Source organism: Stutzerimonas tarimensis, assembly GCF_042648805.1.
Taxonomy (GTDB): Bacteria; Pseudomonadota; Gammaproteobacteria; order Pseudomonadales; family Pseudomonadaceae; genus Azomonas; species Azomonas tarimensis.
In genome coordinates this window covers 37,658-51,606 of record NZ_JBHRXZ010000001.1, presented here as the reverse complement: position 1 = coordinate 51,606, position 13,949 = coordinate 37,658, and the positions used below count along the sequence as shown (strand labels likewise).

The window sequence follows — 13,949 nt, the reverse complement described above, 5'->3', positions numbered from 1 at the left end:
CATGCGGAGTATCCCTGCGCTGACCTGTTCGCAAAAGAAGAGAATATAGAGCATGGCGATGCCTAAAAGGCATCGCAACCAAAGTGCCTTTCTGGTGCGCTCGATGATCGATCCTGGGGCATTTCTCAGCCCCGGCCAGGCGCGCAAAGGGGCGTGATCACTCAGGGGCTGGGGGCTCTCGGTGCGCCGTTTTGGCGCGAGCGCCGCCGGTCGGCGAGCCGGGTTATGCCTTGGGCTGTGGCGAGGGTTCGGGCACGTCGGCCGGCTTCACGCCTTCGCTGGCGAGCCTGTTCCGGACGTCTCGCTGTTCGTCAGGGTCGGCTTGCAGGCCTTGTTGCTCATCGGTTTCGTTGTGTTCGTACTGCAATTCGATCAGCACCGGAAAATGGTCGGAGCCAAACTCCGGCAGCCGCACGATCTCCACCACCTGGAAATGGCGGCTATGGAAGAAGTGATCCAGCGGCCAGCGCAGGAACCAGTGCTGCGCATGGAAGGTGTTGAACATGCCGCGCCCCACCCTTGGGTCGAGCAGGCAACTGATCTTGCGAAACAGTCGCGTGGTCGGCGACCAGGCCACGTCGTTCAGGTCGCCGGCGACGATGATGGGTTGGTCGGCATCGTCCTCGGTGCTTTTGGCGACCACCAGCAACTCCACGTCGCGCTCGGTGGATTCGTCGTTCTCGGTCGGGCTGGGAGGCCTGGGATGAAGGAAATGCATGCGAACCCCGAGCTGATCGTTGACCCTGAGCCTGGCGTGCATCGACGGGACGTCGTCTTCGACCAGAAAGCGGGTCTGGACCTCCTCCAGGGGCAGGCGCGAGTAGACGTGCATCCCGTACAGATTGTCTTGGGGGCAGCGAATGCTGTAGGGATACTGTTCGGTCAGGTGATCGAGGTGTGATTCCCACCAGCGATCGGTTTCCAGCGCCACCAGGACGTCGGGGCGGTGCAGTCGCACCAGCTCCAGCAGGCGTTCGGCCTGGCGATTGGGGGTCAGCACGTTTGCCGCCATCACCCGGATACGGGGCTTGCGCGGGTCACGTGCAGCCGCCTTGACCTCGTAGGGCCACAGGCGGGTATAGGGCAGGATCCACCAGAGTTGGGCGACCAGGCACACGAGAGTGATGGCTGTCAGCACGAAATGCCAGGCGGAGGTGAAGGGCAGCAGGATGAGTTCGGCGATCAGCACCAGCACCATCACGATGGCAATCTGCAGCCGGGGGAAGTCCCAGCCCCGAACCCACCATGCCGGATGTTGCCAGTGTTGCAGCAGCAGAATCACTGCAGACAAGGCGGTGAGGGCGATGAGCGTCGCTTCGATCATGCTCGTTCCGTGATAGCGGTTCCCCGTTCAGCTTAGCCGGGTAACGGAGCGAGGCCAGAAGCGGAAACGAAAAAGGGGAAGCCCGAAGGCGTCCCCTTTTGTTTTGCGGCTGCGACCTGTTACAGGGTCGGGCCAATGCTGGAGCAGTTGTGCCCGGCGTTGGCATGCTTCTGCATGATCGGCAGTTGCGGACGATGCTTGCCGCTCTTCACGTCCAGCGCCATGTGGTACTCGACCCACCACGGACCGGCCGCCCAGTAGGTGCTCGGCACGCAGTTCTGACGCAGGTAGGTCAGGAGATTGTCGGTAGCGACGATGGCCGAAGGCGAGAAGTCCGGTACGCCGTGCTCACCGATGTAACCGCGCAGCTTGTGCTTCTTCAGCCACTCGACGAAGGGCTTGACCCGATCCACACCGATGGAGGCAGGGTAAACCGCGCTCTTGTTGGAGTAGGTGCCCGAGTAGTCGTGGTCCACGTACATGTGGGCTTCGTACACCAGGTTGTTCTTCGGATCGCGCATCCACGGATCGTTGATCAGGTTGGGGTTGGCAGATTCCCAGAAGTAGGAGTTCGACCAGCGGTCACCCGCAACGAAGATCCAGCGGTCCTTGTCCACGGCTCGGATGGCTTTGGAGGCCGCGAGGGCGGCTTCAGGCCACTTGCCATTGGTGGAGTGCGGCTCGTTCATCAGGCCATAGCCGTAGACGGCGGGATGGTTGACGACGCGCTGGGCAATCATGCGCCAGGTGTTGGAGAACTGGCTGATCGGTACGTCGGGCGAAGCGATCAGCTTGCCGTAGTAACGGTAGTAGTTGTGCATGTCGAGGATGACCTGGACGTTGTGCTTGCGCGCGTGGTCCAGGGTGGTCATCAGACGCTGCAGTTCGGCTGCATTCAGCTCGCCGCCCAGCTTGGGCTGGATGCGCTCCCAGCGGAAAGGCAGGCGGACCAGGTTCATTTTCATGTCCGCGTAACGCTTGAAGTACGATTCCGGCGGGTAGACGTAGTCCTTCTCGTACACGCCTGGCAGAGCACCGGTACCGAACTCCGCACCAGCGAGGTTGACACCAACGATGGAGGTCGGCTTGGCACCGGTGCCGGTACCCGCGATCGGTGCAGGGGCAGGTGTTGGAGCCGGGGTGGCTGCCGGAGCGGTCACGACAGGTGCCGGAGCCGTGGCCGTTGGTGCGGTGGTGGTCGGAGTGGCAGTGCCTACTACCGAGACGGTGCGCGGATGGCCGACGGTGTTGCCGTTCAGCGTAGCGCCGTCAAGCATCACGCTGAGGTTGTTGCCGTTGGGGAAGAGCGCAGTGATCTTGCGCACCTGGCCATCGGCGAGGCGAACCGAGGCACCCTTGACGAAGGCGGCCTTGTTGGCACTGGAGTTGGCTACGGAGAAGCCGGCCGACTTGCGCCAGATGCCGTTGAGCCAGTCGGTGCTGGTGAAGTTGTTCAGCGCGCTGGTGGCCGTGACCTGGCCTGCGCCGGAAGAGGCGGCAGTGCTGGTGCTGGGCGTGGTAGTGGTGGTCTGGGTTGGAGCGGTAGCGGTGATGGTGCTTGCAGCGGCCGCATTCACCACGGAAACAGTACGCGGGTGACCGACGGTGTTGCCGTTCAGGGTCGCGCCGTCGAGCATCACGCTGATGTTGCTGCCCACTACGTAAATGGCAGTGACCTTGCGAACCTGGCCATCGGCGAGGCGAACAGAGGCACCCTTTACAAAGGCCGCGCGGTTGGCGCTGGTGTTGGCGATGGAGAAACCGGCCGATTTGCGCCAGATGCCGTTCAGCCAGTCAGTGCTGGTGAAGTTGTTCAGCGCGCTGGTTGCGGTCACTTGCACGCTGCTGGTAGTCGTGGCGGTGGAAGCATGGACGTCATTGGTGACAACAAAACCACCAAGAAGAGCAGCCATTGTAATGGAAGTAGCAAGTGCCTTGCGGGTGTTCGCAAATACCGTGATAGACATGAAGTCTCTCCGAAACTTAATACTACAAAAGGGGCAAGCCTTTTAATAAGTGCGGGGGCTCGTTGCGGGCGGAAGTGCGCCGCGCAAATACGCAACCGTTATAGATCCAACACCTGGTTCTTTATCAATCAGCCGGAGGGGGTGAAGAGGCAGACCTTGTGTGTGGCGAGAATTTATAAAACCTCGGCGGCGATGTGAAGTTTTTTTGGCGCCGGTTATGTGTCATAAAAGCGGCAATTTGCATGCGATGCCATTATGTTAATATCATGCGAAGGCTTTGTGATATCAATACCGGCCACTCGGAAAGCCTTGAATTAGTGGGGTTTATAGATGCTTTAAGGCGTCAAAAAATCTTTTCCCTGATCGAAGGGAGTAGATTTTGGCCTAGACTAAAAGCGACGAACGGTCGTGGAACTGGTTCACAATTTAGCGGAGCGGATAAGCGGAGCGATTGATCCGCTCAACGGGACTGAGAGCGGCTTGTTTTGTGCTGCGTTTGGGGCAGCTCGTTCAGCGATCAGCCCAGTGGCGTGCCGAAGACAGCCGGGAGATGCCTCTGGCTTGGGCCAGGTCAGCGCGCCCAAGGCTTGTCGGTACATGATTCCCGCCCCAGGGCTCGGTTTGCCATCCGGGCCGTACCTTCGAGATCACTGCCGGTATACTGCCGTTCTAATATTGGCGACAGGCATTGTGCTAGCATCAGGCTAGCCCGATACCCCTTTGTCCTCCAAGCCGCCATGGCTGCGCTACCGGTCGTGAACTCTGCCGCCGCTCGATCGGCAAAGTTTTCCGATAGTGTGATTACCGACTCTTGTTTGTATTCGGCCGCGATGCCTTCGTCTGGCTTTGTTTTCTGATTTATTCTTCAGGTTGGATGACCGACTGTTGTCCTTGTTACTTATCGAGCTGACCGTTGGTCACAATGACCTGAACCATAAAGTGAAGGGGTGCCTAGCTAGAGAAGAAGATTCCTGGTTCAACTAGCGGAGCCATCCCATGTCCAGACGTAACAAACTTCGTAGTGCAGTCGTTGTGATAACCGGAGCTTCAGGCGGGATCGGGCGGGCAGCGGCGCGCGCCTTCGCTAAGCTGGGCGCCACGGTGATCCTGGCAGCCAGACGCGAAGAGGCGCTGAAGGAAACCCTATCCGAGTGCGAACAGCTTGGTGGTCGTGGCTTGGTGGGGCTACGACCGGGTCCTGCGGACCAATTCTGCTGGGCTACGTCAACGGCTCCAAGGCGCCATTCGGCAGTGCAGTGAGCGAGGCTCCGGAGACGTCTACCTACGTCGTGTCATGACCGTCATCGCCACAACGCCGGCGGCCACCAGGCCCATGGCCAGAGGAATGCCCGGATGCAGGCGCGCCTTGGTGTACGGGCTGATGGTCAGGCCGTGGCGTTCATCGTCGAGGTAGACGTGGCCGTCTTCGCCTGCGGTGTACAGATTATCGCTCGGCAGTTTCGGCTTGCCGCTGGACTGCACCTTGGGCAACGCCATGCCGATGACCCGGTCCATGATCGAGGGAAACAGGCTCCAGGCCAGTATGGAGGCTTGGCCGGTCTCGCCCACGGTGATCTGACGGACCTTTTTCCGGGCCGCGGTCAGAACGGCTTCGGCGACCAGGTTGGCGTCATACAGGGGCGGCATGACCTTGCCGCGATCTTCCAGGTAGCTGCGCCCATGATCAGAGATCGGCGTAGAAATCCCGGAAGGCATCACCACGGTGACCTCGACCGGTGCCTTTTCATGAAGCAACTCCATGCGCAGCACGTCGGAATAGGCTTTGACCGCGGCCTTGCTGGCGGAGTAGGCGCCGAGAATCGGCACGGGCATCCGCGCGTTGATCGAGGCGATGTTGATCAGCGTGCCGCCGCCTTCACGGGTCTTGAGGTGCTGTTGTGCGGCCTGTGAGCCATAGACCACGCCCCAGTAGTTGGTCTGGAATACCCGTTGGTGATCTTCGATCGGTAGGTTCTGCAGTTCCGAGAAGACCACCACACCGGCGTTGTTGATCCAGGTGTCGAACCCGCCAAAGACCTCGACCGCCTTGTCGACGATCCGCTGCACCTGCTCGTTTACCCCCACATCGGCCACTACATAGGTCGCCTGGCCACCGGACTGCTCGATTTCCTCGCATTTTGCCTTGAGCTCTTCCTCGTTACGTGCGGCCAGAACCAGCCTGGCCCCTTCCTTGGCGGCCCGCATGGCGGTAGCCAGCCCGATACCTGACGTCGCCCCCGTGATGACGATGATCTGTTCGTTGAGTGGCTTGTAGCGATGGGTGTTCATCAAGAACTCCTTGCGGTTTGTGCGGGGAGACGGCGTGGGCTGGCCATACAGGATTCGGTCGGCGATGCAGCCTGGAGTTCCGGCGGAAAGGCTGCCCGTCCGGTTAGTGGTGCCAGGCGAAGCGCTCGCGCGGGCGGCCAGGGCACCACGACGGCTTGCCTCGCTGCACTTCGATCACCGGGCTGGAACATCGGGGGCTGCCTGATGCCGGATAAGACGCCACTGCCAGGAGTGCACCATGCCCAGCACCACGTCCGATCCAACGAACTGCCGTAGCCAGGCATGGCTGTCGAAGCCTGACGTGGTCGTCGTCGGTGCCGGTATTGCCGGGCTCTGTTGCGCCATGCTGCTGGCCGAGGCCGGCTTGCGCGTACAGGTACTGGAGGCCAGTGAGGTGCCGGGCGGTCGTGCACGAAGCTGGGCTGATCCGATCACCGGTGACGCGGTGGATATCGGCCCGCATGTCATGCTCAGGCAGTACGCCAACATGCGCGCCCTGCTGGAGCGCCTGGGGACAGCGCATCTGGTCTACTGGCAGACCGACGAGTGGCTGCGGCTACAGGACCGTGGCCAGCAGCTGCGCTTCAGGCTCGGGCCTGGCCCGGCGCCTTTCAATTACCTGCGCAGCCTGCCGGCGATCCTGCGGGCGGTGCCGCTGCGCCACCTCCTATCTAACATACCGCTCGCCTGGGGCATGCTCGCTGCCAGCGACCGCGAAATCATGGCGCTGGATGATCGGACCGGCCTGCAATACCTGCTCGAAGCCGGCGTGCACCGCGACTTCATCGACTGGTTCTGGGGAAGCGCCGCCATTGCGCTGCTCAACCTTCCTGTCGAGCAGTGCTCGGCGGCCTCGCTCATGCGTCTGTTCGCACAGGCTCTTGGGCATGACGACATGGCGTTCGGCTTTCCCAGGGTGGGGCTGAGCGACCTTTATGCCTGGCCGGCGATACGGCGTATCCAGAACCTGGGTGGCGAGGTGCGGCTGGACTGCGCAGTGGCCGGGTTGTGGCGAGACGGCGGGCGGGTGGCCGGAGTCTCGCTGGCCACGGGTGGCCGGGTCGAGGCCCAGGCGGTGGTACTGGCGGTGTCGCCGACCGCGATTCCCGCTCTGCTTGCCGATACGCACGGGCTCGCGGCCGTCGCCCGCCGCTTTGAGCCGAGCCCTTATGTCAGCTGTTACCTGTGGTTCGATAAGCACCTCGGCGACGCCAGGTTCTGGGCACGACCCTGGTCGCCGGAAGGGTTCAATACCGACTTCTATGACCTCGCCAATATCCGCGAGACCCGCCCCGGCGAGGGGTCGCTGATCGCCAGCAACATCATCTGGAGCGATCGGGTGGCGGACCTGAGTGACGGGCAGTTGGTCGAGGCGACGGAGCGCGAGATCGGCGAGTTTGCTTCGCTGCAGCACACTCGCCGCGTCGCTGCCTCGGTGCATCGCATCCCGATGTCGATCCCGTGCGCGCGCCCGGGTTGCGAAACGATGCGGCCAGCGACCCGTATCGAGCCCGGGTTGTTGCTTGCCGGGGACTGGGTCGATACCGGATTGCCGTTCTGCATGGAAGGCGCTACCCGCGCCGGTGCCCTGGCCGCCGAAGCGGTGCTGGCAGCGCAAGGGCGGGTCGCCAGCCTGGCCTTGCCTCCGCCAGTGGCAGGCGGACTGGGTGCGCTGTTGCGGCGCCTGCGCGGTTCAGGTACCAAAGACTAGCCGCAACGACTCCAGCCGCAGACTCGCCAGCGGCCGCCGACCCCGGAGAAAGCTCAGCGGCCCCTCGGCCGAAAAGTCCCAGGCAGCGTTGCCCAGTACCAGCCGCCCGCGTGCGCTGCATCGGGCGCTGCAAAGGTGTCCGGCGGCTCCGCGCTGCAGGGCATGGCCAACCAGGGGCAGCCGCCCGGGCAGTGCCATACGGGAGGTGAATTCCAGCGTCGCGATCGCCGTTCCCGCCTGACTCAACTGCCCGGTAAAGCGGCGATCACTGGTGCATGTAGTGAATTCGCCAAGGACCTTCGGAATGCTCCAGAGCGCTCGTCCCCCGGCGGCGGCGTGGCTGTCGCTGACCCAGATCGGCCCGACCGTCAGCGAGGGCGCGGGACGGGCCCGTTGCAGTACCGCAAGGGCCAGTTCGTCATAGGCGAGGGTGCCTTCCGTGTAGCGGGCCCAGACGGTCAGGACCAGCAGGCGACCCGCGAGTCGCAGCGGCGCCGGGCCGGCTTGCGGCAGGCTGGCGGCCGCGACCTGCCATAGCGATGCACAGGCCGAGCCCTGCAGGTGCCAGGGGGCAGGAGGAAACGGCTGGGATGGCGTCTCGTTCATGGCTGTCCGCTCAGTCTGTTTTCTTCGTGAAGGCCGCGACATTACAAAGGTTTCGTTGATCTGCGACAGACAAACGCGCATTGGAGGGCGCTCTGGTGGAGATTGTTCTCGCCGCAGGGAACTTCAGAACCGATGGCGCGTCCATTCTCAGCCAAGAATTACCCTATATAAAAAACGGTCATTCCTGTCAGTAACGCAGCATCCACATGAGGCATGGTCATGACCTTACAAAAACAAGAAGCCAGGTTCATCCTGGAGCATTCTTTTCTACCGCTTGAGAGCAAATGCCTGGACGATGAAGAGGGCCTGCGGTTGGTCGTGGTGCTGGATCGCGCCAACGGCCGTTATCTGGAGAAGCCGCTGCCTTCGATGAATTCGCGCCGGGATCTGTTGAAAACGATCTTCGACACCCGACGCGAGTTGCTGATCCTGGTTCGCAGCGGTCAGCTTGACGGCGTGCTGTTTTCCGACGGTGTGGACACGCACCCCTTTACCCCGGCTACGCGCCAGGATCCGCCTCAGCGGCGGTTCGGCTAGTCATGGGGTCGCGGGGATGCCACGGCCATCTCCGCGGACAGGCAGAACAGCGGTCGAGCGGTGCGGCTGGCCCCGCTCATCCATGACCTGAACGAAAAATTCCAGTTCTGCCTGTTGCGGCCGATCTTGTGGGAGCAATCACTACTCCCGCCCGAGAACTGCCGCTATGCGTATGACGTTGAAGATAAAAGTACTTTTGCTGGCCGTCGTGCCGGTCATCCTCTTCGCTCTGGTGCTCAGTGGCGCGGCGGCGAAGATTCTCCGCGACATGGCCGAGCACGAGGTCAAGCTGACCCGGGAACGCCTGCTCAAGGAAAGCCGTGATCGTCTCGAAGATTACATCCGCATTGGCGTCGGCAGCGTCAGTCATCTTTACGAGCCCGCCTATTCGGGCGACACGGCCAGCCGCGCCCAGGCGATCGCCATCCTGTCGAAAATCAAATTCGGCACCGACGGCTATTTTTTCGCCTATGACTCCAACGTGGTGCGGCTGTTCCGCGGCGACAGTCCGGTGGACATCGGCGCCAACCTCAGCGAGCGGCGCGATCCCAACGGCGTCTTCGTCAACCGGGAACTGGTCGCCGTGGCCAAGAACGGCACCTACCTCGTCGAGTACTCATCGCCCCTGCCGGGTAACGAAAACGTAAGGGTGCCCAAGCTCGCCTACAGCTTCTACCTGCCCAAGTGGGACATGGCCCTGGGCACCGCCGTCAACCTCGACGGGGTCGAACTGGCCATCGAGGCTGTACGGCAGGACCTCGAGGCGCGGGTCAATACCATTCTTGCCAGCATCCTGGGAATCGCCGCGGTGTTGCTGATCGCCCTGGGCCTTGCCGGTGTGCTGATCAGCAACTCGGTAACCCGCCCGATTCAGGTGATCAAGGCCAAGCTCGACGACATCGCGGCTGGAGAGGGCGATCTGACCCATCGCCTGCCGGAGCAGGGTGAAAATGAGCTGGGCGAGCTGGCGCGCTCGTTCAATCGCTTCGTCGACAAGATCCACGGCATGGTGAGCCAGATCACGGACATGACCGGCCAGCTGACAAGCATGGTCAGTGAAGTGGCGGCGCAGTCCCAGCGTTCCGAGCGGGCCATGCAGGCGCAGCGCCTGGAAACCGACCAGGTCGCCACGGCGATCAACGAGATGTCGGCTGCTGCCCAGGAGGTCGCCCACAGCGCCCAGGGTGCGGCCCAGGCCGCGCAAGAGACCGACCGGGAAGGTCAGAAGGCCAAGGCCGTGGTCGATGGCAGCATCCGCCAGATTCATGCACTGGTCGACGATATCCGCGCCAGTGGCAAGTCACTGGACAGTCTGCAGCAGGATGTCCATGCCATCGTCAGCGTGCTTGATGTGATTCGCTCGATTGCCGAACAGACCAACCTGTTGGCGCTCAACGCGGCCATCGAGGCGGCCCGTGCGGGCGAGGCCGGACGCGGCTTTGCGGTGGTTGCCGATGAGGTGCGGGCGCTGGCCAGCCGGACCCAGCAAAGCACCCAGGAAATCCAGGGCATGATCGACCGTCTGCAGCAGGGCGCTCAACAGGCGGTGGTTGCCATGGGCCGTTCCAGCGAGGCGGGTGACGCCAGCAGCGAGCAGGCCAACGAGGCCGGGTCGTCGCTCGACGCCATCGCCAGGCTGATCGGCACCATCAATGGGATGAGCGCGCAGATTGCCAGCGCCGCGGAAGAGCAGACCGCTGTGGCCGAGGAGATCAATCGTAGCGTTCATCAGATCGCCGAGTCGGTGGAAAGCGTGGCGGCGGACACCCAGCACGGCGCTGATACCGCACGAAACCTCGCTGCGCTTGGCGACCGTCTGGGAGGCCTGGTGCGACAGTTCCGCATCTGATCGCGGTGCCGGTCAGCGCAGGAATTCCCGGTGAATCTGGCGGAACTGCTCGGTACCGGCACGCCCGAGCCATTCGAAGGCGACCATCTCCCGCGACACGATGCGACAGCCCTCCTGGCGCATTCGCTCCAGGGCGAGCTGGCGATCGCGGGGGGCTCGGGAGCCGACTGCCTCGGCCACCACAAAGACCTCCTTGCCGCTGGATAACAGTTCCAGTGCCGTCTGCAGGACGCAGACATGAGCCTCGGTGCCGGTAAGGACGATCTGCGGTCGGTCGGGCAGGGCGGCCAGGCACCCGTCTGCCACAGCTGAAAAGTGGATCTTTTCCAGGGTGTTCCCTGGCGGAAGCTTTTCTGCCAGCGCGGAAACCGTCGGACCCAGACCGGTAGGGTATTGCTCGGTCGCCGCCAGAGGGATGTTCAGGCGCCGGGCCAGTTCCGCCAACCACAAGTTGTGCCGCAGCACGGCTTCGAAGTCGGCAATCGCGGGAGCCAGACGCTCCTGCAGATCGACAAGCAGGAGCAGGGATCGGTCGGCCTTGATCAGCATGGTGGTTTCGACAGGGCAATGGAAGGCCACCATCGCGCCGCTTGCGGCTGCATGGTCAGCGTCAAACCCCTGCGCCGTGCGCGCGGCGTTCGGCGAGGCAGTCGTCTGCGCCGAGCTCGAATTCGCGACAGATCAGTGGGCGGTTCTCATAGATGCTGCAGCGCAGGCTGTCGCGATCGAGTGCCGCGCACCAGCCGTCGTCGAGCCTCGCCATGGTCATGGCGCCCCACTGGTCGACGTCGACGAAGCGCATCGGAACGCCGGTGTCGGTGATGAGCATCACCTCCAGCCGGCAGCAGGCCGCGGGGCAGCTGTCGCAACTGAGCGACGTTGACTCCTCGACGGGGACTATGGGTATCAAAGGGCGGTCCTGGGGACATGGGCGAGTGGCCGAGGGTACGCCTACCGGACGCTACTGACAAAGCCTGCGGGTTTTCTCGCGAGGGCCGGGCTCTTACACTGCGCGGCCACGCCTTCTGACGCCTGCCATGACTCCCGACTCACTCGTTACGCTTCGCCAACACCTCGAGAACCGGTTGCGCGCACTTCCCGCCGAAGCACGTCGCCTGCTGCACGGACGTGGTCGCTGCTGGCCGGGACTCGAGCAGGTCACCATCGACTGGCTGGAGGGTCTGTTGCTGGTGCAGCTGTTTCGCGAGCCTCCGGCCGAGTGGCTCGATGAGCTGCGGTCGATGCTGCTGACGCTCGGGGGCCTGCCCGGCTGGGCGGCAGGCGGGGGGCAGGGCATCCTGCTGCAGCACCGCTACCTTGCCGACAGCCATACGGAGTACCTGTTGGGGGAGCCGGTCGAGCAATGGACCATCACCGAAAACGGTCTGCGCTATCGTCTCGATCTCGGTGTCAGGCAGAACAGCGGCCTGTTTCTGGACATGCGTCATGGCCGGCGTTGGGTCCAGGCGCAGGCCCAGGGCAAGCGGGTGCTGAACCTCTTTGCCTACACCTGCGGCTTTTCCGTGGCGGCCATCGCCGGCGATGCGAAGCATGTGGTCAATTTGGACATGGCGCGGGCGGCGCTGAGTCGCGGCCGCGAAAACCACCGACTGAACGGACATGCCGTGGATCGCGTGAGCTTTCTCGGCCATGAGCTGTTCAAGTCCTGGGGCAAGGTCAAAAAGCTCGGGCCCTATGATCTGGTCATCATCGACCCGCCCTCGTTCCAGAAGGGCAGTTTCGTCCTCGGCAAGGACTATCCGCGGGTGCTGCGCCGCCTGCCGGAGCTGCTCGGCAGGCAGGGGCTGGTACTGAGCTGCGTCAACGACCCGGAGGTGGGACCTGACTTTCTCATCGAGGCCATGGCGGCCGAGGCACCGGGACTGGTGTTTCGTCAGCGTCTGGAAAATCCCGTTGAGTTTCCCGATATCGACCCGGACAGCGGCCTCAAGGCGATGGTGTTCGCCCGCGAGAATGCCTGAGTAACGCCGGCGTTCAGCTCCTGTCCGGTTGGAGATCCTTCTCCTGCGCCTCGCGAGCGGCGATCTCCTCGCACAGCGCGCGGACGAAGGCATCGACGGCCACCGGCAGGTAGCGGGCGCTGCGCACATAGACGCCGAGGTCGCTGAAGATTCCGCCGCCATCGGTCAGGGGCAGGTGGATCAGGCTGCCATTGTCCAGCTCGGTTTCGATGCCGATGCGGGTCTGGAAAGCGACGCCGGCCCCGCGCTTGACCATCTGCGCGGCCAGCTCCACCGAGCCTGTCTCGAGGGACGGCTTGTGGCGCGGAGCGATGCGTGCGATGACCGGCGCCAGCAGGTGGTGGATCGACAGATCGCTCTTGGCCAGAATCAGCTGATGCTCGGCGCAGGTGGCAAAGCTGACGTCGCGCCGATCGGCCAGCGGGTGCCCCGGCGCGACGATGGCGCCGAGCCGGAAATGCCCGACACCCAGCTGCTGCAGATCGGCGATGCGGCGCAGGGCGAACGCCAGGCCGATGTCGGCTTCGCCGGCGGTCACCGCCTCGGGAATCGCCTGCGAGCCAAGCGAGACGATGCCCACGGTGACCCGCGGGTAGCGTTCGCGCATGCGCTGCAGCACGCAGGGCAACAGGTCGGTAGTGACTCCGGAAACAGTGGCGATTTCCACATGGCCGGTGCGCAATCCGTGCAGGGCGTCCAGCTCGGAGGCCACCCGGGCGTTGTCCTGAAGCACCACGATCACGTGGCGGGTGAAGATTTCTCCGGCCGCGGTCAGCCGCAACCCGCCCGGCAGTCGCTCGAACAACGGCGAGCCTACCTCGTCTTCCAGCTTGAGGATCTGCCGATTCACTGCGGACGAGGCGACGTTCAGGCGTCGCGCCGCCTCGCGGATCGACTGACAGCGACGCACCATATCGAAGTAGTGGATGGCGGGCGAGTGGATACGCAGGCGGCGGGACATCGGTCTGTTCCAGGATATGGCGGTGGCAGGGCCCAGACCTCAGGAGGGTGGGGTCAGGCCACAGCCTTTGAGGATCACGTGGATCAGGGTCTCGGTCGCCAGGGCAAAATCTTCGCGGGTGACGCGTTTCCTGCCAGTGACCCGACGGATCTGGTCGGAAAAGTCGGCGTAATGCTGGGTGCTGCTCCAGATCAGGAAGATCAGATGGGTCGGATCCACCGGGTCCATCTTGCCTGCCGCTGCCCACGCCTCGAACACGGCAGCACGGCCATGGAACCAATCGCGATAGTCCTGGTTGAAGTGCTGCGATAGACACTCGCAGCCGCTGATGACCTCCATGGCGAAGATCTTCGAGGCCTGCGGCTCCTTGCGCGAGAACTCCATCTTGATGCGGATGTAGTTGGCCAGTGCCTCGGCCGGGTCGTCCTCGGCGGTCAGGTCATCGAATGCGCTGTCCCAGAGTTCGAGGATGTTTCGCATCACCTCGACATACAGACCGAGCTTGCTGTTGAAGTAATAATGCAGATTCGCCTTTGGCAAATTCGCGCGCTGGGCGATGGCGTTCATGCTGGTGCCCTTGTAGCCGTAGCGGGCAAATTCTTCTGCCGCGGCGGAAAGAATGATCTCCTCGTTCTTCTGCCGGATGCGACCAGCGCGTTTGTTTGTCGCGCTGTACAGCGATGGCGTTTCTTCGAGCGTGTTCATAATCCTTTACCTGGAAGC

The 13,949-nt window shown here is 63.1% G+C and carries 12 protein-coding genes and 1 pseudogene; 5 read left to right on the top strand and 8 right to left on the bottom strand.

All coding sequences use genetic code 11. The annotated features are described in order from the left end of the window. Nucleotides 1–223: 223 nt before the first annotated feature. On the bottom strand, nt 224–1,324 hold the full coding sequence (locus ACFOMF_RS00285; protein WP_386360032.1) for an endonuclease/exonuclease/phosphatase family protein: 1,101 nt from the start codon (nt 1,322–1,324) through the stop codon (nt 224–226). Between the two features lie 119 nt (nt 1,325–1,443). Continuing rightward, nucleotides 1,444–3,237 carry a glycoside hydrolase family 5 protein gene (locus ACFOMF_RS00280; RefSeq protein ID WP_386360297.1) on the bottom strand — a complete coding sequence of 598 codons (1,794 nt, stop codon included), beginning with the start codon at nt 3,235–3,237 and terminating at the stop codon, nt 1,444–1,446. A gap of 1,050 nt (nt 3,238–4,287) precedes the next feature. On the opposite strand from ACFOMF_RS00280, the pseudogene ACFOMF_RS00275 reads away from it, so the two are divergent. Further along, a pseudogene (locus ACFOMF_RS00275) lies at nt 4,288–4,473 on the top strand (SDR family NAD(P)-dependent oxidoreductase); the annotation flags it as partial. A 96-nt stretch (nt 4,474–4,569) separates the two neighbouring features. On the opposite strand, the gene ACFOMF_RS00270 reads toward ACFOMF_RS00275, so the two are convergent. Beyond that, nucleotides 4,570–5,580: an SDR family oxidoreductase gene (locus ACFOMF_RS00270; protein ID WP_386360029.1), complete on the bottom strand. Its 1,011-nt coding sequence runs from the start codon at nt 5,578–5,580 to the stop codon at nt 4,570–4,572. Nucleotides 5,581–5,818: 238 nt separating this feature from the next. On the opposite strand from ACFOMF_RS00270, the gene ACFOMF_RS00265 reads away from it, so the two are divergent. Further along, on the top strand, nt 5,819–7,291 hold the full coding sequence (locus tag ACFOMF_RS00265; RefSeq protein WP_386360027.1) for a hydroxysqualene dehydroxylase: 1,473 nt from the start codon (nt 5,819–5,821) through the stop codon (nt 7,289–7,291). Here the strand turns inward: ACFOMF_RS00265 and ACFOMF_RS00260 are convergent. After that, complete coding sequence (locus ACFOMF_RS00260) at nt 7,274–7,897, bottom strand: acetoacetate decarboxylase family protein (RefSeq protein ID WP_386360024.1); 624 nt, start codon at nt 7,895–7,897, stop codon at nt 7,274–7,276. The genes ACFOMF_RS00265 and ACFOMF_RS00260 overlap by 18 nt on opposite strands. Nucleotides 7,898–8,116: 219 nt before the next feature. Here ACFOMF_RS00260 and ACFOMF_RS00255 point away from each other — a divergent pair, with 219 nt between their 5' ends. Both ACFOMF_RS00255 and ACFOMF_RS00250 read left to right on the top strand, forming a co-directional pair. Beyond that, a complete protein-coding gene (locus tag ACFOMF_RS00255) occupies nt 8,117–8,434 on the top strand; it encodes a hypothetical protein (protein ID WP_386360021.1) in 318 nt (105 codons plus the stop codon). Nucleotides 8,435–8,600: 166 nt separating this feature from the next. Beyond that, nucleotides 8,601–10,283 (top strand): methyl-accepting chemotaxis protein, encoded by a 1,683-nt coding sequence (locus tag ACFOMF_RS00250; RefSeq protein ID WP_386360018.1) that lies wholly within the window; start codon nt 8,601–8,603, stop codon nt 10,281–10,283. Nucleotides 10,284–10,295: 12 nt separating this feature from the next. Here the strand turns inward: ACFOMF_RS00250 and ACFOMF_RS00245 are convergent, their stop codons facing one another. Both ACFOMF_RS00245 and ACFOMF_RS00240 read right to left on the bottom strand, forming a co-directional pair. Next, on the bottom strand, nt 10,296–10,832 hold the full coding sequence (locus tag ACFOMF_RS00245) for a hydrolase (RefSeq protein WP_386360015.1): 537 nt from the start codon (nt 10,830–10,832) through the stop codon (nt 10,296–10,298). 61 nt (nt 10,833–10,893) lie between these two features. After that, a complete protein-coding gene (locus tag ACFOMF_RS00240) occupies nt 10,894–11,193 on the bottom strand; it encodes a YkgJ family cysteine cluster protein (protein ID WP_386360012.1) in 300 nt (99 codons plus the stop codon). Between the two features lie 127 nt (nt 11,194–11,320). Here ACFOMF_RS00240 and ACFOMF_RS00235 point away from each other — a divergent pair, with 127 nt between their 5' ends. Then, the gene (locus ACFOMF_RS00235; RefSeq protein WP_386360009.1) at nt 11,321–12,265 is read left to right on the top strand and encodes a class I SAM-dependent methyltransferase; all 945 of its coding nucleotides are present in this window, start codon (nt 11,321–11,323) and stop codon (nt 12,263–12,265) included. Nucleotides 12,266–12,278: 13 nt separating this feature from the next. On the opposite strand, the gene ACFOMF_RS00230 is transcribed toward ACFOMF_RS00235, so the two are convergent. Continuing rightward, nucleotides 12,279–13,226 (bottom strand): LysR family transcriptional regulator, encoded by a 948-nt coding sequence (locus tag ACFOMF_RS00230; protein ID WP_386360006.1) that lies wholly within the window; start codon nt 13,224–13,226, stop codon nt 12,279–12,281. Nucleotides 13,227–13,265: 39 nt separating this feature from the next. Continuing rightward, a complete protein-coding gene (locus ACFOMF_RS00225; RefSeq protein ID WP_386360003.1) occupies nt 13,266–13,931 on the bottom strand; it encodes a TetR/AcrR family transcriptional regulator in 666 nt (221 codons plus the stop codon). Between the last annotated feature and the right edge of the window lie 18 nt (nt 13,932–13,949).

Excerpts from the sequence above, each read along its gene's own strand:
- ACFOMF_RS00285 (WP_386360032.1), bottom strand. The coding sequence starts at position 1,324 with ATGATCGAAGCGACGCTCATCGCCCTCACCGCCTTGTCTGCAGTGATT.
- ACFOMF_RS00280 (WP_386360297.1), bottom strand. The coding sequence starts at position 3,237 with ATGGCTGCTCTTCTTGGTGGTTTTGTTGTCACCAATGACGTCCATGCT.
- ACFOMF_RS00270 (WP_386360029.1), bottom strand. The coding sequence starts at position 5,580 with ATGAACACCCATCGCTACAAGCCACTCAACGAACAGATCATCGTCATC.
- ACFOMF_RS00265 (WP_386360027.1), top strand. The coding sequence starts at position 5,819 with ATGCCCAGCACCACGTCCGATCCAACGAACTGCCGTAGCCAGGCATGG.
- ACFOMF_RS00260 (WP_386360024.1), bottom strand. The coding sequence starts at position 7,897 with ATGAACGAGACGCCATCCCAGCCGTTTCCTCCTGCCCCCTGGCACCTG.
- ACFOMF_RS00255 (WP_386360021.1), top strand. The coding sequence starts at position 8,117 with ATGACCTTACAAAAACAAGAAGCCAGGTTCATCCTGGAGCATTCTTTT.
- ACFOMF_RS00250 (WP_386360018.1), top strand. The coding sequence starts at position 8,601 with ATGCGTATGACGTTGAAGATAAAAGTACTTTTGCTGGCCGTCGTGCCG.
- ACFOMF_RS00245 (WP_386360015.1), bottom strand. The coding sequence starts at position 10,832 with ATGCTGATCAAGGCCGACCGATCCCTGCTCCTGCTTGTCGATCTGCAG.
- ACFOMF_RS00235 (WP_386360009.1), top strand. The coding sequence starts at position 11,321 with ATGACTCCCGACTCACTCGTTACGCTTCGCCAACACCTCGAGAACCGG.
- ACFOMF_RS00230 (WP_386360006.1), bottom strand. The coding sequence starts at position 13,226 with ATGTCCCGCCGCCTGCGTATCCACTCGCCCGCCATCCACTACTTCGAT.
- ACFOMF_RS00225 (WP_386360003.1), bottom strand. The coding sequence starts at position 13,931 with ATGAACACGCTCGAAGAAACGCCATCGCTGTACAGCGCGACAAACAAA.